This is a genomic window from Nesterenkonia sandarakina (assembly GCF_014138825.1).
GTDB classification, from domain to species: domain Bacteria; phylum Actinomycetota; class Actinomycetes; order Actinomycetales; family Micrococcaceae; genus Nesterenkonia; species Nesterenkonia sandarakina.
Window position 1 is genome coordinate 925,396 of record NZ_JACJIH010000001.1, and the last position, 17,333, is coordinate 942,728.

General features: G+C 67.4%; 17 protein-coding genes. 2 read left to right on the top strand and 15 right to left on the bottom strand.

Going from position 1 to position 17,333, the window contains the following annotated elements; all coding sequences use genetic code 11:
- Positions 1 to 35: 35 nt before the first annotated feature.
- The 5 genes from def to HNR24_RS04235 all read right to left on the bottom strand — a co-directional run bounded on the left by def (position 36) and on the right by HNR24_RS04235 (position 4,621).
- Positions 36 to 659 (bottom strand): peptide deformylase, encoded by a 624-nt coding sequence (gene def / locus HNR24_RS04215; RefSeq protein WP_058889346.1) that lies wholly within the window; start codon positions 657 to 659, stop codon positions 36 to 38.
- 117 nt (positions 660 to 776) lie between these two features.
- Positions 777 to 1,178, bottom strand: coding sequence for a cytochrome c oxidase subunit 4 (locus tag HNR24_RS04220; protein ID WP_182495098.1), 402 nt, complete (start codon positions 1,176 to 1,178; stop codon positions 777 to 779).
- Positions 1,178 to 2,902: an aa3-type cytochrome oxidase subunit I gene (gene ctaD / locus HNR24_RS04225; RefSeq protein WP_058889348.1), complete on the bottom strand. Its 1,725-nt coding sequence runs from the start codon at positions 2,900 to 2,902 to the stop codon at positions 1,178 to 1,180. The genes HNR24_RS04220 and ctaD overlap by 1 nt, the downstream gene beginning before the upstream one ends.
- A gap of 2 nt (positions 2,903 to 2,904) precedes the next feature.
- Positions 2,905 to 3,780, bottom strand: a complete 876-nt coding sequence (gene ctaC, locus HNR24_RS04230; RefSeq protein WP_058889349.1) for an aa3-type cytochrome oxidase subunit II — start codon at positions 3,778 to 3,780, stop codon at positions 2,905 to 2,907.
- 424 nt (positions 3,781 to 4,204) lie between these two features.
- A complete protein-coding gene (locus HNR24_RS04235; RefSeq protein WP_058889350.1) occupies positions 4,205 to 4,621 on the bottom strand; it encodes a HesB/IscA family protein in 417 nt (138 codons plus the stop codon).
- A 130-nt stretch (positions 4,622 to 4,751) separates the two neighbouring features.
- On the opposite strand from HNR24_RS04235, the gene HNR24_RS04240 reads away from it, so the two are divergent.
- Positions 4,752 to 5,366, top strand: coding sequence for a DUF3043 domain-containing protein (locus tag HNR24_RS04240; protein WP_058889351.1), 615 nt, complete (start codon positions 4,752 to 4,754; stop codon positions 5,364 to 5,366).
- A 148-nt stretch (positions 5,367 to 5,514) separates the two neighbouring features.
- Here the strand turns inward: HNR24_RS04240 and HNR24_RS04245 are convergent, their stop codons facing one another.
- Positions 5,515 to 6,588: a quinone-dependent dihydroorotate dehydrogenase gene (locus HNR24_RS04245; protein WP_182495100.1), complete on the bottom strand. Its 1,074-nt coding sequence runs from the start codon at positions 6,586 to 6,588 to the stop codon at positions 5,515 to 5,517.
- Positions 6,589 to 6,642: 54 nt separating this feature from the next.
- Here HNR24_RS04245 and HNR24_RS04250 point away from each other — a divergent pair, with 54 nt between their 5' ends.
- A complete protein-coding gene (locus HNR24_RS04250; protein ID WP_182495101.1) occupies positions 6,643 to 7,746 on the top strand; it encodes an alpha/beta hydrolase in 1,104 nt (367 codons plus the stop codon).
- Here HNR24_RS04250 and HNR24_RS04255 read toward each other — a convergent pair.
- The 9 genes from HNR24_RS04255 to hrcA form a co-directional block, all read right to left on the bottom strand.
- Positions 7,692 to 8,507, bottom strand: coding sequence for an isoprenyl transferase (locus HNR24_RS04255; protein ID WP_083504967.1), 816 nt, complete (start codon positions 8,505 to 8,507; stop codon positions 7,692 to 7,694). The genes HNR24_RS04250 and HNR24_RS04255 overlap by 55 nt on opposite strands.
- Positions 8,508 to 8,634: 127 nt before the next feature.
- A complete protein-coding gene (gene recO / locus HNR24_RS04260; protein ID WP_058889355.1) occupies positions 8,635 to 9,381 on the bottom strand; it encodes a DNA repair protein RecO in 747 nt (248 codons plus the stop codon).
- A 164-nt stretch (positions 9,382 to 9,545) separates the two neighbouring features.
- On the bottom strand, positions 9,546 to 11,306 hold the full coding sequence (leuA, locus tag HNR24_RS04265; RefSeq protein WP_182495102.1) for a 2-isopropylmalate synthase: 1,761 nt from the start codon (positions 11,304 to 11,306) through the stop codon (positions 9,546 to 9,548).
- A 312-nt stretch (positions 11,307 to 11,618) separates the two neighbouring features.
- Positions 11,619 to 12,605: a GTPase Era gene (era, locus tag HNR24_RS04270; protein WP_375139260.1), complete on the bottom strand. Its 987-nt coding sequence runs from the start codon at positions 12,603 to 12,605 to the stop codon at positions 11,619 to 11,621.
- 96 nt (positions 12,606 to 12,701) lie between these two features.
- The gene (ybeY, locus tag HNR24_RS04275) at positions 12,702 to 13,193 is read right to left on the bottom strand and encodes an rRNA maturation RNase YbeY (RefSeq protein WP_058889358.1); all 492 of its coding nucleotides are present in this window, start codon (positions 13,191 to 13,193) and stop codon (positions 12,702 to 12,704) included.
- Positions 13,190 to 14,257: a PhoH family protein gene (locus HNR24_RS04280; protein ID WP_058889359.1), complete on the bottom strand. Its 1,068-nt coding sequence runs from the start codon at positions 14,255 to 14,257 to the stop codon at positions 13,190 to 13,192. The genes ybeY and HNR24_RS04280 overlap by 4 nt, the downstream gene beginning before the upstream one ends.
- Before the next feature lie 11 nt (positions 14,258 to 14,268).
- The gene (locus tag HNR24_RS04285; RefSeq protein ID WP_058889360.1) at positions 14,269 to 15,096 is read right to left on the bottom strand and encodes a 16S rRNA (uracil(1498)-N(3))-methyltransferase; all 828 of its coding nucleotides are present in this window, start codon (positions 15,094 to 15,096) and stop codon (positions 14,269 to 14,271) included.
- A 30-nt stretch (positions 15,097 to 15,126) separates the two neighbouring features.
- Positions 15,127 to 16,248, bottom strand: coding sequence for a molecular chaperone DnaJ (gene dnaJ / locus HNR24_RS04290; RefSeq protein WP_182495103.1), 1,122 nt, complete (start codon positions 16,246 to 16,248; stop codon positions 15,127 to 15,129).
- A 12-nt stretch (positions 16,249 to 16,260) separates the two neighbouring features.
- Entirely contained in the window at positions 16,261 to 17,286 is a 1,026-nt protein-coding gene (gene hrcA / locus HNR24_RS04295; RefSeq protein ID WP_058889362.1) for a heat-inducible transcriptional repressor HrcA, read from the bottom strand.
- Positions 17,287 to 17,333 lie beyond the last annotated feature (47 nt).

Sequence of the window (17,333 nt, forward strand, 5' to 3'; positions counted from 1 at the left end):
TCGCGCAGAATGCCTGGTGCCCTGAGCGCACAGGCTCAGGGGCTCTCCCGGGTCCCCACGGACTCCTCGGCAGCTTCAGACTCGTCATGGCCGAAGGGGTCCGGGTCGACTCCGGGAAGCCAGGTCAGACCGGGCTGATTCCAGCCCTCCTTCTTCACGACCTTCTTCCAGCGCCGAGCCCACTTGGGGTCCAGACGGTTGACGTAGAGGTAGCCGTCCAGGTGGTCGTATTCGTGCTGCAGGATGCGGGCGAACCAACCTGTGGCCTCGAACCGCAGCGGCTCGCCGTCGAGGTCCAGCCCGGTGATCTCCACATGCTCGCTGCGCTTGAGCGGGTAGTTGTATCCCGGTGCCGAGAGGCAGCCCTCTGACTCATCCTCGGGGTCCGCGGCCTCCTTGGAGACCTTGCCGATCAGGCGCAGCCGCGGGTTGATGATCACTCCCCGGGAGGGCTGATCACCGGAGTCGGCGAAGCTGTAGGTGAAGATGCGCAGTCCCACCCCGACCTGCGGCGCCGCCAGGCCGACGCCATGGGCGGCGTCCTGGGTCTCGACCATATCGGCCACGAGCTCACGGATGGAGTCATCGATCCTCTCCACCTCCTGCGCGCGTCGGTGCAGCACGGGTTCTCCGTGGATGGTGATGGGGCGGATCGTCATAGCAAGGATTCTACGCACCGCCAAGGTGCCCCGGGTACGCGAAAGCCCGCCGTGAGTCGATGCTCACAGCGGGCTTTCTCAGACCCTGGGATCAGTCGCTCGTTGCGAGCGGCCGGGTCAGTGCGCGTAGCGCTTGCGGTTGAACTCCAGCACCCAGCCGGTGACGAAGAACAGGCCCGGGATCAGCGCGATGAAGAACACCCACCAGTCGATGGCCAGGCCGAAGAACGCGAAGGCTGCGGAGAACCCGAGTCCAAGCGGCCACCAGCTCCACGGCGCGAACTCGCCGTAGTTGCCTGCCATGTGCTCGATCTCGCCCTCAGGGTTGTCCCCGTCGAGCACGTCGTGGTTCTTCGCGACCATCCGCAGGTAGAACCAGAGCATGAAGCCCATGCCGGCGGTGAGCAGCAGCAGCGGGAACCCGGCGAGGTCCGAGAATCCGCTCCAGAACCCGTAGACGAAGGCCACGATCAGGACGAAGACGCCCAGACCTAGGAACAAGCCGATATTTGCTTTCATCAGACGCCTTCCTTGTCCTGCTGATCCGCTGGACCGAAGATCTTCCCGGCAGGTGTCTGCAGGGTATGACGGTCAGCGAGCTCTGGGTGGTGCAGATCCAGCGCGGGGCGCTCGGAGCGGATCCGCGGCAGCGAGTAGAAGTTGTGCCGCGGCGGTGGGCAGGAGGTCGCCCACTCCAGGGAGCCTCCGAAGCCCCAGGGATCATCCACGAGCACCTTCTTGCCCTTGCGCGAGGTGATCCAGACGTTCCAGAAGAACGGGATCAGCGAGGCGCCCAGCAGCATCGAGAACACGGTGGAGAACTGGTTCATCATGGTGAACCCGTCTTCGACCATGTAGTCCGCGTAACGACGCGGCATGCCCATGACGCCGAGCCAGTGCTGGATCATGAAGGTGCCGTGGAAGCCGATGAAGAGCATCCAGAAGTTGATCTTGCCCAGACGCTCGTTGAGCATCTTGCCGGTCCACTTGGGCCACCAGAAGTAGAATCCGGCGAACATCGCGAAGACCACGGTGCCGAAGACCACGTAGTGGAAGTGCGCCACCACGAAGTAGGTGTCGGAGAGGTGGAAGTCCAGCGGCGGAGCGGCCAGGATGATGCCGGTGAGACCACCGAAGAGGAAGGTGACCAGGAAGCCCAGGCTCCAGAGCATCGGCGTCTCGAAGGTCAGCGATCCTCGCCACAGCGTGCCGATCCAGTTGAAGAACTTCACCCCTGTGGGCACCGCGATCAGCATGGTCATCAGCGCGAAGAACGGCAGCAGCACGGCACCGGTGACGTACATGTGGTGCGCCCACACGGTCACCGAGAGCGCAGCGATGGCGATCGTCGCGTAGACCAGGCCCTTATAGCCGAAGATCGGTTTGCGGCTGAACACCGGCAGGATCTCAGAGATGATGCCGAAGAACGGCAGGGCGATGATGTAGACCTCGGGGTGACCGAAGAACCAGAACAGGTGCTGCCAGAGGATCGCACCGCCAGCCTCGGGGTCGAAGATGTGACCGCCGAAGCGCCGGTCCAGGCCGAGCCCGAACAGTGCCGCCGCCAGGGGCGGGAAGGCCATCAGCACCAGGATCGAGGTGATCAGGGTGTTCCACACGAAGATCGGCATCCGCCACATGGTCATGCCAGGGGCGCGCATGCAGATGATGGTGGTGATGAAGTTCACGCCACCCATGATCGTGCCGAAGCCGGTCAGCGCCAGTCCGAACACCCAGAGGTCTCCACCGACTCCCGGTGAATATGTGGTGTCCGAAAGCGGTGCGTAGGCGAACCAGCCGAAGGAGGCCGCACCCTGGGGGGTGAGGAATCCGGCCATGGCCACGAGCGCGCCGAAGAGGAAGAACCAGAAGGCCAGCGCGTTCAGACGCGGGAAGGCCACATCTGGTGCCCCGATCTGCAGCGGCATGATCACGTTGGCGAAGCCGGCGAAGAGCGGCGTCGCAAACATCAGCAGCATCACGGTGCCGTGCATGGTGAAGAGCTGGTTGTACTGCTCCTTGGTCTGCAGCAGCTGCATGCCGGGCTCGAAGAGCTCGGCACGGATCAGCAGCGCCATCACGCCGCCCACGCAGAAGAACAGGAAGGAGGTGATCAGGTACATGTAGCCGATCACCTTGTGATCGGTGGTCGTCAGCCAGTTGACGACGACCTTCCCCTTGGAGCGGGGGACGACGCGCGAGACCTCACGCGATTCGTCGGCGGTGTATTCGAGGGTCGCCACAGTCAGTCGTCCCCTTCGGTTCCGGCCACGTTTTCGTGGAGGTTTGGATTGCGGTCGTACTCGTCACCGAGCTGACCCTCGGGCAGGGTCTGCAGGTAGTCGCGGAACTCTTCATCCGTGACCACCTCCACGTTGAAGAGCATCTCCGAGTGGTACTCGCCGCAGAGCTCGGCACACTTGCCGTCGAAGCTGCCCAGCTCCTGCGGGGTCAGGTGGATCTCATTGGTGCGCCCCGGCACCATGTCGCGCTTCTGCAGGAAGGCGGGGATCCAGAAGGAGTGGATGACGTCGCGAGCGTTGAGCTCGAAGGTCACGGGCTCATCCACCGGGAGGTAGAGGGTGGGCAGCGTCTCGCGCACGCCCTCTTCGCCGTCAAGCTCCGCCTGGACGCCGGCGAAGTAACGCTCTTCGCCTTCATAGTTGTAGTTGAAGTCCCAGGCCCACTGCTTGCCACGGACATCGATCACCAGGTTGGGATCCTCGTAGGGCTCATCGATCGAGCGCTGCACCTCATTGGTGTAGAAGAACAGCACGCCCACCATGACCAGCGGGACGATGGTGTACATGATCTCCAGCGGCACGTTGTACGCGATCTGGCGCGGGTAGCCGGTCTCACCCTTGCGGCGACGGTAGGCGATCATGCACCAGAGCATCAGCGCCCAGGTGATCAGCCCTACGATCAACGCTGCGATCCAGGAGTTGACCCACAGGTCGGTGATCTCGGCGGTGTTGCTGGTGGTGTCTCGGTTTCCCGGCAGCCAGCCCCTCGATGCTGGGTTCTCCCCGGAGCAGGCGCTGAGCGCCAGTGCCGCCACGCTGGCCAGTGCAGTAACTTTCAGTGCACGGCCTCGGCTGCCGGTTCGTTTATGCGAACTCACAGACGGCCCTTCCTCTATCTCGATGTGCGAATGTTGCACCCGTTCGTGGGCCGCTGGCCGCGCTGTGCGCAGAGTTCGGACCACCATGGACGCTTCGCGCTCAAGACTACTACGTCCTGTAGAGCACCGGGAGGACGGACACCCGCGCCGGTCGCATCTGATCTGCTTCTTCAACGGCGTCCGCAGGGTCCTAGAGACGAGAAAACTCCGCTTCTACCCCGTGTAGAAAACGGGGGAAGCGGAGTTTTGCTCGTATCAGACAGCGCCTAGATTCGCCGCCGATATGTCTGCTTTGTGACGCTGTGACTCCTCGGACCGTGCCGTGGTCCACGCCCTGACCAGCCGGGAATCCCGCAGCGCCTGATTCATTAGGCGGATACTTGAGAGGATTCCGGGTCGATCCTGAGGTGGATCGGCGGGTCGGTCAGTGGAAGGAGTCGCCGCAGGCGCAGGAACCGCCGGCGTTGGGGTTATCGATCGTGAACCCCTGCTTGGAGATGGAGTCCTCGAAGTCGATCTTCGCGCCCTCGAGGTAGGGCACGCTCATCTTGTCCACGACGACCTCGACGCCGCTGAAGTCCCGCAGCGCGTCGCCGTCGAGGACCCGCTCGTCGAAGTAGAGCTGATAGATCAGACCCGAGCAGCCTCCGGGCTGCACGGCCACACGCAGTCGCAGGTCCTCACGTCCCTCCTGCTGCAGCAGCGAGGAGACCTTCTGCGCTGCGGTCTCGCTGAGTTCGACCTGGTGGGTCTTGAAACCATCGACGGCGGAGCCGCCGATCTCCGCGGATTCGGTCTGGGCGGCGGATCCGGCGGCGGTGTCCTGGGTGGTGGTGCTCATGGCATACACCTCTCTCGTTGTAGCGGCAGGCCTGTGCTCTACGGTAACAACGCATGGGGCTGCGGGGTTCATTCCCGCACACGGAAACGCTGCCAGGCTTGGGGTCCATTATTCCCGCTACACTGGCGGGGTGCTAGGACGTAAGAAGAACAATGCCGAGAAGACCGCCCAAGCCGAAGCTGAGGCTGCGGCTGCCCGGGCCGAGGCCCAGAACACCAGGCGTCAGCCTGAGAAGAAGGGTGTGCCGACCCCGAAGCGCAGCCAGCAGCAGGCGGCCCGCAAGCGTCCCCTGGTGCAGAACGACCGCAAGGTCGCCCGTGCTGCTCAGCGGCAGCAGATGGCTGACCAGCGGGTGAAGATGCGCCGGGCGATGGAGACCGGTGAGGAGAAGTACCTCCCACCGCGTGACCGTGGACCGCAGCGCCGCTTCGTGCGTGACTACGTCGACGCCCGCTTCGGCATCGGTGAATGGATGCTCATCCTGGTGCTGGTGTTCCTCTTCGCCTCCTTCGTGATGAACGAGGAGATGCGCATCATCGTCAGCCAGATCCTGTGGCTCTTCGTGCTCGCGGTCCTGGTCGAGGCCGTCTGGGTCGGACGGCTGGTGCGCAAGAAGGTCGACGCGAAGTTCGGCGTGGAGAACCGGGAGCGAGGTCTGCCGTTCTACGCCGCGATGCGCGCGCTGCAGATCCGCCGGCTGCGCCTGCCCAAGCCTCAGGTGGCCCGCGGCCACTTCCCCGCCTGAGCAGCACCCCACCTGCTCAGCGGCTCTGCGCCGACTGAGCACCAGTCCGCTTCCACAACAGGGCCTCGCCAGAACGGCGGGGCCCTGTTCTGCATGCTCACATCCGCCGGCTCGCAGCAGTCACATCAGCCGCTTCGCAGGAGTCACCTCAGCCGCTCTGCAGGAGTTGGGCCAGGCGGTGGTTGATCCGGCGCACCCAGAACGGGCCTTGATAGACGAAGGCCGTGTAGCCCTGGACCAGGTCCGCGCCGAGCGCGAGCCGCTCCGCGACGTCGTCTCCTGAGGTCACTCCCCCGACCGAGATGATCGCTGTGGTGCGCGGCAGCGCGGCGCGCAGCCGGACCAGCACCTGCTTCGAGCGCTCTGCAAGCACCGGACCGCTGAGCCCGCCGGCCCCCGCGGCCTGAACCTGCTCGTCGTCACTGTGCAGACCCTCCCGGGAGATCGTCGTATTGGTGGCGATGACCCCGTCCAACCCCAGGTCGGTGACCAGGGCACCCACTGCGTCGACGTCGTCGTCGGCAAGGTCCGGGGCGATCTTCACCAGCAGCGGCACGTGGCGCTGCGCGGCGTCGTCGGCCGCTGCCCCGACCGCGCTCAGCAGCGGGCGCAGCGAGTCGATGTCCTGGAGTGCACGCAGCCCCGGAGTGTTCGGCGAGGACACGTTGACCACCAGATAATCCGCCACCGGCGCCAGCATCCGGGTGGAGACCAGATAGTCCTCGGTGGCGTTCTCCAGCGGGGTCAGTTTGGTCTTGCCGATGTTCACCCCGATCACCGGGGCGTGCCGGCGGTCGCGCTTCATCTGGGAGATCCGGTCTCGGATCTGCTCCAGCCGCGGGCGGACCGCCTCGGCGCCGTCGTTGTTGAAGCCCATCCGGTTGATCAGCGCGCGGTCCTTCACCAGACGGAACATCCGAGGGCTCGGATTCCCCGGCTGCGCGGCCGCGGTGACCGTGCCGATCTCGATGTGCCCGAAACCCATGGCGGCCAGCGGGAGCACGGAGGTGGCGCCCTTGTCGAAGCCCGCGGCCAGCCCGAACGGTGAGGGCCAGTCCAGTCCCAGGGCACGGACCCGCAGCGACTCCTCCGGGCGGCACAGCCGCTCCAGGACACGACCGGCACCGACCCGGTGACCGAGCCGCAGCCCGGACACGACCAGGTGATGGGCCTGCTCGGGATCGATCCGAGTGAAGACGGTCTGGAAGACGAAGCGGTACATGGCTCCCATCCTAGGATGCCGGCGCGCTCGGCGTTGCCTCATAGGATGGAGTCCATGGACGAACTGCTCGAGGACTCCCCGGTCGGGGTCTGGTCACCTGATCATCTGCCTGGCTGCAAGCGACTGACCCTGCCGCTGGGCGAGGATGATGAGGGCCCGGTGAGCGCGACTCTGGTGAGCTACTCACCAGACCCCGAGCAGCAGTCGGTCCAGGACGAGCGTCCCGGAGAGGCCGAGGCGGTCGCTGCGGCGGAGAACTCCCCCGCGGCGCCCGAGCACCCCCCGGAGCTGGCCCCGGTGCTGCACATCCACGGCTGGGCGGACTACTTCTACAACATCCCCATGGCTCGCCGCTGGCAGAGCTGGGGACGTCCCTTCTACGCCCTGGACCTGCGCAAATACGGTCGCAGCCTGCGAAGTTGGCAGACCCCGGGCTACGTCGATGACCTGGCCACCTACGACGCCGACATCGAGGCCGCGCTGGCAGAGATCCGTGCGCTGCACCCGGACGCCCCGGCACCGATTCTTCAGGCGCACTCCACCGGCGGTCTAGTCGCGGCGCTGTGGGCGCAGCGCAACCCCGGTGAGATCAGCGCGCTGGTGCTCAACAGCCCGTGGCTGGAGCTCTCCGGCGATGTGGCGGCGCGCACCGCCACCGAAGGGATCCTGGCACCGCTGGGCCAGTTCTCCCCCACCCGGGCGTTGAAGCTGCCCGCCATCGACAACTATTGGCAGACCCTCTCGGACCAGGCGCAGGGCGAGTGGACGCTGCACCCGCAGTGGCGCCCGCGCACCTCCTTCCCGATCCGGGTGGGGTGGATGCGGGCAGTGCTGGCCGGTCACCGCAGGGTCCACGAGGGACTGGGGCTGCAGCTGCCGATCCTGGTGCTGCTCTCCGGCGCCACCGCCTACCGGCGGCACTGGACCGAGGAGCTGCAGGAATCAGATTCCGTGCTCGATGTGGAGCTGCTGGCGCGGCGCTCGGTCAAGCTCGGGGATCAGGTCACGGTGGTCCGGGTGCACCGGGCGATCCACGACGTGTTCGCCTCAGAGGAGTCCGTGCGCACCCGTGCGCTGGACGAGGTGCACCGCTGGCTGCGGGCCTACGCCCCCGACGCCGAGCGCCCCAGCGAGAACCTGTCCACGGCCGCCCCGTAGCGGCGGTCCCGCCGGGCGTAGATCTCCACCGCCTCCCACAGCGTGGTGCGGTCCACGTCGGGCCAGAGCACGTCCATGAACACCAGCTCGGCGTAGGCGGACTGCCAGAGCAGGAAGTTCGAGATCCGCTGCTCCCCGGAGCTGCGCAGGAAGAGGTCGACGTCGGGAAGGTCGGGCTCGTCCAGGTGGGCTGCCACGGTCTTCTCGGTGATCTTCCGCGGGTCCATCCGGCCGGCGGCGACCTCGGCGGCGATCAGCTTCACCGCGTCGGTGATCTCCGCGCGGCCGCCGTAGTTCACACACATGGTCAGCGTGAACCGGGTGTTCCCAGCGGTGAGCTCCTCGGAGGTCTCCAGCTCCTTGATCACCGAGCGCCAGAGCCGACCAGGCTGTCCGTTCCAACGGATCCGCACGCCCCAGGAATGCAGCACGTCGCGCTGCCGGCGCAGCACCTCGCGGGAGTAGCCCATCAGGAACCGCACCTCATCGGGTGAGCGTTTCCAGTTCTCGGTGGAGAAGGCATAGACGCTGATGTGCTTCACGCCGATCTCGATGGCGCCGGCGATCACATCCATCAGCGCGGCCTCACCGGCTCGGTGACCTTCGGTGCGCGGGAGTCCGCGCTGATTCGCCCAGCGCCCGTTGCCGTCCATCACGATCCCGACGTGGTCCGGCACCAGCTCCGGGGGCAGCTGTGGTGCGGTGACGCCCTCGCGGTGCGGGGCTGGATCCTGATGACTCGACGAGGACATGGCCTTCATTCTTCCATGCCGCCCGGATCAGCGCGGTACGGCCGCGGCATCGGCCTCTCCGGCACGCTGGCCTCTCACACGGCCGGGTTCAGATCGATGCGGGTGCCGCGGGCGCGGGTCTGCGGGACGGGGCGGCTCAGAGACCCAGCGAGGTCAGTCTGCGCTCCAGGTGGTGCTGGGCGTAGCCGATCACCACGTTCGTCGCCTCATGCCGGATGTCGCTGCGGAAGGAGCGGGTCTGCTCCCAGTGGCCGTGCTGCAGCGCGTGCAGCAGCTCCACCGTGGCCGGGTCCAGGGTCCGGGTGCCCGGGGGGCGGCAGTCGACACAGACCGGTCCGCTGGCCGCCGGATGGAAGCCGGTGTGCGCGCCGGGTCTGCCGCAGGCCACGCAGGCGGTCCAGGTCACCGCCCAGCCCGCCGCGGAGAGGGCGCGCAGCAGGTAGGAGTTCAGCACGACGTCGGCCGGGTGCACCCCGCGGGCCAGCGCGGAGTACCCGCCGTGCAGCAGCCGGAACTGGGCGCCGCCGAAGCTGGGGTCTGACTCCACGTCCATCAGCCGTTCCGCGGTCTCGGCCATGGTGCTCGCCGCCATGTACTTCTCATAGTCGGCCACGATGGCCGGACCGTAGGTGTGCCGCGAGGTGGCCTGGGTGACGATGTCCAGGGAGCGGCCGTGGACGAACTGCACATCGGCCACCATGAACGGCTCGACCGTGGCGCCGAACTTCGAGGAGGTGCGACGCACTCCCTTCGCGACCGCCCGCACCAGCCCGTTCGCTGAGGTCAGCGCGGTGATGATGCGATCCGCCTCACCCAGGTTCTGGGTGCGCAGCACGATCGCGGCGTCCCGGTAGGAGCGGGACGCGAAGGTGGATCCGGCCATGCTGGCAGAGTACTACAGCGGCATGGGTGCAAGCCCGGAACTGCCCCGCGCCAGCCCGGAACTGCCCCGCGCCGGATTGGGACCGCGCCGGGACCAGGCCGCGCAACCTCGGCTCGGGACCGTCCGGGCCCGCGCTCAGAGCGGGCTCAGCCCACCAGGAGCCGTCACGCCACCGGGGCGGCGTCGCGCAGCGCGCGGTTCACCGCGGAGATCACGGCCTGCAGCGAGGCCAGGGTGGTGTTGTGATCCAGCCCCACGCCCCAGAGCACCCGCTCCCCGATCGCCAGCTCCACGAAGGACGCCGCCTGGGCGTCTCCGCCCTGGCTCATGGCGTGCTCGGTGTAGTCCAGCAGCCGCACGTCTACACCGTCTGCGGCGAGGATCTTCAGCAGCGCCGCGATGGGGCCGTTGGCGTGGGCGGACTGCGAGCTGGTGCGACCGCCGGCCTGCAGCTCCACCTCCATGTGGAAGACGCCGTCCGCGTTGGACGAGGTGTTGACCTCGTCCAGGCGGTAGTGCCCCCACTGGTGATCCGTGGTGTCCACGGGGAGGTACTCGTCCTGGAAGATCTGCCAGATCTCGTCTCCGGAGACCTCGCCGCCGCCGTCGTCGGCTCGGCGCTGGATGACTCCGGAGAACTCGACCTGGGTGCGGCGCGGAAGATCGATGCCGCGCTCGGCCTTGAGCAGGTAGGAGACCCCGCCCTTGCCGGACTGCGAGTTCACCCGGATGACCGCCTCGTAGCTGCGGCCGATGTCCTTGGGGTCGATCGGGAGGTAGGGCACGGCCCAGGTGATCTCCTCGCGGGAGGTGCCCGCCGCGCTGGCGCGGGCGTCCATATGCTCGAAGCCCTTCTTGATCGCGTCCTGGTGCGAGCCGGAGAACGCGGTGAACACCAGGTCTCCGCCGTAGGGGGAACGCTCCGGGACGCCCATCTGGTTGCAGTGCTCCACGGTGCTGCGGATCGTGCTCATGTCCCGGAAGTCCAGCTCCGGGTCCACTCCCTGGCTGAACAGGTTCATGCCCAGGGTGATCAGGTCGACGTTGCCGGTGCGCTCACCGTTGCCGAAGAGGCAGCCTTCGATCCGGTCAGCCCCGGCCATGTAGCCCAGTTCCGCGGCGGCCACGCCGGTGCCGCGGTCGTTGTGCGGGTGCAGCGAGAGCACGATCGACTCCCGGTTGCGCAGGTTCCGGTGCATCCATTCGATGGAGTCTGCGTAGACGTTCGGGGTGGCCATCTCCACGGTGGCCGGCAGGTTGATGATCACCGGCTTCTCAGGCGTGGCGCCGAAGACCTCGACCACCTCGTCCGAGATGTGCGCGGCGAAGTCGAGTTCAGTCCCGGTGAAGGACTCCGGAGAGTACTGGTAGACGATCTCGGTGGGCGTCTTGGAGGCGGCGTGCATCGCCTCCTCGTACTTCTTGCACAGCCGGGCACCCTGGGTGGCGATGTCCACGATTCCGTCCCGGTCGGCCTTGAAGACGACCTCGCGCTGGAGCACCGAGGTGGAGTTGTACAGGTGCACGATGGCGCGCGGCGCTCCGGCGATGGCTTCGAAGGTGCGCTCGATCAGCGCTTCGCGGGCCTGGGTGAGTACCTGGATGTAGACGTCATCGGGGATCTTGTCCTGCTCGATCAGCTGCCGGACGAAGTCGTAGTCGGTCTGGGAGGCCGAGGGGAACCCGACCTCGATCTCCTTGAACCCCATGTTCACCAGCAGTTCGAACATCCGGTGCTTGCGGTCCGGGGTCATCGGGTCGATCAGCGCCTGGTTTCCGTCCCGCAGGTCCACCGCGCACCAGCGCGGGGCGCTGCGGATGGTCTTGTCCGGCCAGGTGCGGTCCGGCAGCGAGACGGTGATCTGGTCCTCGAAGGGCACATACCGCTGGAAGGGCATCGGGGAGGTCTTCTGGAGCTTGCGCATGGGAGCTTCCTTGCTGTGGACGAGCTGAGGGCGAACGGTCGAGGCGGAGGAGCTCCGCAGCGGGGATTCGACCTGGAAGTGCTGCGCGGTGCTGGATCTACGAGCTGGACCGGATTCGGTGAGCTGGGATCAGGCGCGTGCGAGCTCTTCCCCGCTGCGGCGGAGAAGCTCTAGTAGTAGCGCTCGCTGGCGTATCGTCTGCACAACTCACAAACTAGCATGCGTCCCTGGCCTGTGCAGTGGGTCACCCTGATTCTCATCATGTGGACGATCCGCCCCGAGGGGGCAGGGCGTCGAGGCGCGCGCCGCGGGCTAGAAGCCGAGCCGCCCCAGCTTCTTGGGGTCGCGCTGCCACTCCTTGGTCACCTTCACGTGCAGGTCCAGGTACACCGGGGTGCCCAGCAGCTTGACGATGCCTTCCCGGGCGTCGGTGCCGATGGCCTTGAGCCGGGCGCCGCGCTTGCCGATGATGATCGCCTTCTGCGAGTCGCGCTCCACGTGGATGGAGACCCGCACGTCCAGCAGCGGCCGGTCTTCGGGGCGATCCTCGCGGGGCACCATCTCCTCGACCACTACCGCGATCGAGTGTGGCAGCTCGTCGCGGACATCTTCCAGGGCGGCCTCCCGGACCAGCTCCGCGACCATGACAGCCTCGGGCTCATCGGTGAGCTCGCCTTCGGGGTACAGCGGCGGAGACTTCGGCATCATCGCCGCGAGCTGCTCCACCACGACTTCGGTCTGCTCCCCCTCCACGGCGGAGACCGGGATGATCTCGGCGAAGCCGCCTGCCTGATTGCCCTCCTGGGCGAGGTGTTCCCGTCCGAGCTGGTCCACTGCCATGAGCTGCTCGGCGAGGTCTTCGCGGGAGACCTTGTCCACCTTGGTGACCAGCGCGATCACCCGCTTATGCGGGAGCTTGGTCAGCTGGGCGGCGATGAAGCGGTCACCGGGTCCGACCTTCTCATCGGCCGGGATGCAGAACCCGACGACGTCGACCTCGGAGAGGGTGTCGATGACCAGACCGTTGAGCCGCTTGCCCAGCAGGGTGCGCGGCCGGTGCAGCCCCGGGGTGTCGACCAGGACCAGCTGAAAGTCGCTGCGGTGCACGATCCCGCGGATGGTGTGCCGGGTGGTCTGCGGCTTCGAGGAGGTGATCGCCACCTTGTCCCCCACCAGGGCGTTGGTCAGCGTGGACTTTCCTGCGTTGGGCCGCCCGACCAGGCTGGCGAACCCTGCGCGGAAGTTCTCATCGAAGCTCGCGAAGCCCTTCTGCTGCGGCGGCATCTGTGCTGGGGTCATCGTGGGGTTCCGATCCTCTCCTGCGCCGGGGCCGCGGCTGCGGTCCGGTCGTCCTGCTGGGCTGTGCCTGGTGCGCTCTGCGTGGTGGCCTGGGTATCAGACCGTCGGCGTGGGGGCCGCGTGACCGAGGAACTCCTCCAGGAGCACCCGCTGCAGGGTGAACATCTCTTCGCGGTCGGCCGGCTCGGCGTGGTCGTGTCCGAGCAGGTGCAGCACTCCGTGGGTGGCCAGCAGCGCCAGCTCGGCGCTCAGCGGGTGCCCGTTGGCCTGCGCCTGCGTCGCCGCGACCGCGGGGCAGATCACGATGTCACCCAGCACGCCCTCGGTGACCGGGTCCTCAGCGGTGCCGGCGATCAGCTCGTCCATCGGGAAGCTCATCACATCGGTGGCGCCGGGGAGGTCCATCCAGTCCAGGTGCAGCCCCTCGATCGTGGCCTCGTCCACCAGTGTGATGGACAGCGCCACCGCTGGTCCCAGGTGCAGCCTGGCGTAGAGGAACCCGGTGAGGTCCAGCAGCTCGGCCAGGTGCTCTCCGGAGATCAGACCGGACCCGGAGCTGTCCTCCACGGTGACCTGGACCTCGGTCATCGTCGACCTCCGCGTCGGGTTCCCTGGGCGGGGGCCCGGTCCTGGTGGCGCTCATAGGCGTCCACGATCCGGCCGACCAGGGCGTGGCGGACCACGTCCTCGGAGCCGAAGCGGGCGATCTCGATGCCCTCGACGCCGTCGAGGATCTCGATCACGGTGCGCAGCCCGGAATCGGTGCCGCGCGGCAGGTCGACCTGGGTGATGTCCCCGGTGACCACGATCTTGGAGTTGAATCCGAGCCGGGTGAGGAACATCTTCATCTGCTCGGCGGTGGTGTTCTGCGCCTCATCCAGGATGATGAACGAATCATTCAGCGTGCGCCCGCGCATATACGCCAGCGGAGCCACCTCGATGATGCCGGACTCCATGAGCCGCGGGATGGAGTCCGGGTCGATCATGTCGTGCAGCGCGTCGTAGAGCGGGCGCAGGTAGGGGTCGATCTTGTCGTTGAGGCTGCCCGGCAGGAAGCCGAGCTTCTCTCCGGCCTCCACCGCGGGGCGGGTCAGGATGATCCGGTTGACCTCCCGGGCCTGCAGCGCCTGGACCGCCTTGGCCATAGCCAGGTAGGTCTTGCCGGTGCCGGCGGGTCCGATGCCGAAGACCACGGTGGACTCGTCGATGGTGTCCACGTAGCTCTGCTGGTTCTTGGTCTTGGGCCGGATGGTGCGGCCCCGGTGCGAGAGGATGTTCGTGGTCACGATCCGGGCCGAGTCCTGCGCGGCGTCGGCGCGCACCATGGTGGCGACCTGCTCGATGATCTCCTCGGTGACCGTGGTGCCGGAGGCGGCAAGGGTCTTGAGCTGGGTCAGGATCTCCACAATCCCGGTGACCTCCTCGGTGGGACCGCCCACCGTGATCAGCTGATCGCGCAGCCCGATCGAGGAAGCCGGGTAGATCCCCTGCAGGATCCGCAGCGCGAGATCCCCGGCGCCGAGGCTGCGGAACATGGTGTCGGCATCGGCGAAGTAGACCTGACGCTCGATGTTGCCCAGGGCGGCGGCGGTGGCGCCGCGGGCCGCTCCGGAGATGGTGGATGTGCTCGGGTTCTGCGAAGTCTCAGTCATTGATCCTCAGTCTATGCGCTCTCTTCGAGGGGACCAGCCCCGGTGTCCCAGTCCCAGCGCCCCAGGAGCAGCTGGGTGGCCGCCAGCGCCGCGGGGCCAGCGGTGGAGGAACGCAGCACGGTGGGTCCGAGCCGAGCGATCCGCGCGCGGGCCGCGGTGAGCAGCTCGATCTCGCGGTCGCTGATCCCGCCCTCCGGCCCGACCACCAGGTGCAGCTCCTGCAGCTGCTGCCCCGAGCTCTCCTGCCCCATACCGGCCTGCAGCGCGGCGATCGCCTCCGCCAGCGAGGTCTCCTGGGTCTCGTGCAGGACGACGACGCCGACCCCGGCGCCTGCGGACTCGACCGCGCGCAGGTAGGCCGCGGTGCTCTGCAGCGGACGGACCTCGGGAATGGTGGTGCGGCGGGTCTGTTTCGCCGCGGTGGTCACCGTGGCGACCCATTCCGCGTGCTTCTTGGCCTCGCGCCCGGCCTTCCAGCGCGCCACGGAGCGTTCCGCCTGCCAGGGGATCACCGTGTCCACGCCGAGCTCGGTGGCGGACTCCACGCCTTGGAGGTCACGGCGATCCTTGGCCAACGCCTGGACCAGCACCAGCCGGGGCAGCAGCACCGGCTCCTGGGTGACCGAGAGGATCTCCACCTGGAGCTGCCCGTCCCCGGCGGCGCGCACCAGGCCCTCGGCTCGGCGCCCCACGGTGTCGGAGAGCAGCACCGACTCCCCGGGCTGCAGCCGCATCACGGTGGCGGCGTGGTGACCCTCGCGCCCGGTGAGCGAGACCAGCTCGCCCACCCCGGCGGCGTCGAGCGCCCCCGGGGCGAGGTGGAACAGCGGTGCCGTCATCTCAGCCTGCGCATCTGATCGGCGTCATCCCTAGAGCGCGTCCCAGCGTTCGCGCAGCTTCGCGAAGACGCCGCGGTGCTCGGTGGTGGACTCCCCGCGCTCCTCGCCGCGTTCCACGGCGAGCTCGCGCAGCAGCGCAGCCTCGCGATCGGAGATCTTCGTGGGGGTCTCCACCTTCAGGTGCACCTTCAGCGCGCCGCGTCCGCCGCCGCGCAGATGGGTCACCCCGCGCTCCTTGAGCGTGAGCACCTCACCGGACTGGGTGCCCGGCTTCACGGTGAGCTCCTCGGCGCCGTCGAAGGTGTCCAGGGCGACCGTGGTGCCCAGGGCGGCGGCGGTCATCGGGATCGAGACGGTGGCGTGCAGGTCATTGCCGCGGCGGGTGAAGACCTCGTGCGGCTTGACCTCGACCTCGATGAACAGGTCACCGGAGGGACCGCCGGCCAGCCCGGCCTCGCCCTCGCCGGCCAGGTGGATCCGGTTGCCGCGGTCCACGCCTGCCGGGACCTTGACCTTCAGGGACTTCCGTTCGCGCACCCGGCCCTGGCCGTCGCACTCCTGGCAGGGGTCTTCGATGATGTTGCCGAAGCCGGCGCAGCGTGCGCAGGTCTGGGTCTGGATGACGGTGCCCAGGATGGACCGCATCGGACGCTGGACCTGGCCCTGACCGTGGCAGTCCGGGCAGGTGGTCGGCGAGGTGCCCTTGCGGGTGCAGGACCCGTCACAGACGGTGCAGGTGACCGCGGTCTCCAGCTCCACCTCCTTGGTGGTGCCGAAGACGGCGTCGCGCAGGTCGATCCGGACCCGGATCAGTGAGTCCTGACCGCGGCGGGTGCGTGAGGCGGGGCCGCCGCCTCCGCCGCCGAAGAAGGTCTCGAAGATGTCCCCGAAGCCGCCGAAGCCGCCGCCTGCTCCCCCGCCGGGGAATCCGGCGCGGCCGTTGGCGTCACCGGTGGCGTCGTAGTTCTGCCGCTTCTGCGGGTCCGAGAGCACCTCGTAGGCGTGGCCGAGCACCTTGAACTGCTCGGCGGCGTCCTCGGAGGGATTCACGTCGGGGTGAAGCTTGCGGGCCTGTTTGCGGTAGGCCTTCTTGATCTCTTCGGTGGACGCCGAGCGGCTGACGCCGAGCGCCTCGTAGTAGTCAGTCGTCATCTTCGTGGACGTTCACCCTTCGGAAAGAATTCGGGAGAGGTAACGCGCCATTGCGCGCACCGCGGACATGGTGGAGCCGTAATCCATGCGAGTCGGACCGACGACGCCGAGCTTGGCGCCCTCGGCTCCCACCTGGGAGCCGTACTGGGCTGCGACGACGGCGGTCTCCATCAGCGAATCATGGCTGGTCTCGTGACCGATACGGATGGAGAGGCCGCGCCGATCCTGCTCCATCTCTGTCAACAGCCGAAGCAGCACGACTTGTTCCTCGAGCGCCTCGAGGATAGGTCCGATGGAGGGACCCAGGTCGCGGCCCGACCTGGCGAGGTTAGCAGTCCCGGCCATGATGATGCGATCCACCCGGGAGGACTCCAGGATCGTCTCCACGGCCTGGGCGATGATCGCCATCGACGGGCGAAGCACCGGTTCCACCCTGCTGATCAAGGTGTCATTGGGCAGCGGCAGGGCCGAGATGGAGCGCTGGTGCAGCTCGGTGGAGAGGACCTGAGCGATCCGGTGCAGCGAATCATCACCGATCGCCTCGGCCAGGGTGACCATGCGCTGCTCGACCTTCCCGGAGGAGAGGATCACGATGGTCAGCACCTTGTGCGAGGACATCGAGACGACGTCGACGTGCCGGATCTTCGCCGTGGAACGCTGCGGGTGCTGCAGGACGGCGACCTGGTTGGTGAGCATCGCCAGAAGCCGCACGGTGTGCTCCAGCATCGCGTCGTGGTCGTCGGCGGTCTCCAGCAGGGTGTCCATGGCGCGGCGCTCGGCGGCTGAGAGCGGACGGACCTCGGTGATCTTGTCCACGAACCGCCGATAACCCAGGTCGGTGGGGATCCGGCCCGCTGAGGTGTGCGGAGCCGCGATCAGCCCCTCCTCCTCGAGGTGGGCCATGTCATTGCGGATCGTGGCGGGAGAGACCTCCAGGTCATGGCGCTCCACCAGGGCCCGGGATCCGACCGGCTCCCGGGTGTGGACATAGTCCTCCACGATGGCACGCAGGACCTGCAGTCGACGGGTGTCTGACATGTAAGTGTGGCGCCTCCTCACCATCTGGCACTCTTCGAGTACAAGTG

Coding starts and splice junctions, on each gene's coding strand:
- def (WP_058889346.1), bottom strand. CDS start 659: ATGACGATCCGCCCCATCACCATCCACGGAGAACCCGTGCTGCACCGA.
- HNR24_RS04220 (WP_182495098.1), bottom strand. CDS start 1,178: ATGAAAGCAAATATCGGCTTGTTCCTAGGTCTGGGCGTCTTCGTCCTG.
- HNR24_RS04235 (WP_058889350.1), bottom strand. CDS start 4,621: ATGAGCACCACCACCCAGGACACCGCCGCCGGATCCGCCGCCCAGACC.
- HNR24_RS04245 (WP_182495100.1), bottom strand. CDS start 6,588: ATGTACCGCTTCGTCTTCCAGACCGTCTTCACTCGGATCGATCCCGAG.
- HNR24_RS04250 (WP_182495101.1), top strand. CDS start 6,643: ATGGACGAACTGCTCGAGGACTCCCCGGTCGGGGTCTGGTCACCTGAT.
- HNR24_RS04255 (WP_083504967.1), bottom strand. CDS start 8,507: ATGAAGGCCATGTCCTCGTCGAGTCATCAGGATCCAGCCCCGCACCGC.
- recO (WP_058889355.1), bottom strand. CDS start 9,381: ATGGCCGGATCCACCTTCGCGTCCCGCTCCTACCGGGACGCCGCGATC.
- leuA (WP_182495102.1), bottom strand. CDS start 11,306: ATGCGCAAGCTCCAGAAGACCTCCCCGATGCCCTTCCAGCGGTATGTG.
- era (WP_375139260.1), bottom strand. CDS start 12,605: ATGACCCCAGCACAGATGCCGCCGCAGCAGAAGGGCTTCGCGAGCTTC.
- ybeY (WP_058889358.1), bottom strand. CDS start 13,193: ATGACCGAGGTCCAGGTCACCGTGGAGGACAGCTCCGGGTCCGGTCTG.
- HNR24_RS04280 (WP_058889359.1), bottom strand. CDS start 14,257: ATGACTGAGACTTCGCAGAACCCGAGCACATCCACCATCTCCGGAGCG.
- HNR24_RS04285 (WP_058889360.1), bottom strand. CDS start 15,096: ATGACGGCACCGCTGTTCCACCTCGCCCCGGGGGCGCTCGACGCCGCC.
- dnaJ (WP_182495103.1), bottom strand. CDS start 16,248: ATGACGACTGACTACTACGAGGCGCTCGGCGTCAGCCGCTCGGCGTCC.
- hrcA (WP_058889362.1), bottom strand. CDS start 17,286: ATGTCAGACACCCGTCGACTGCAGGTCCTGCGTGCCATCGTGGAGGAC.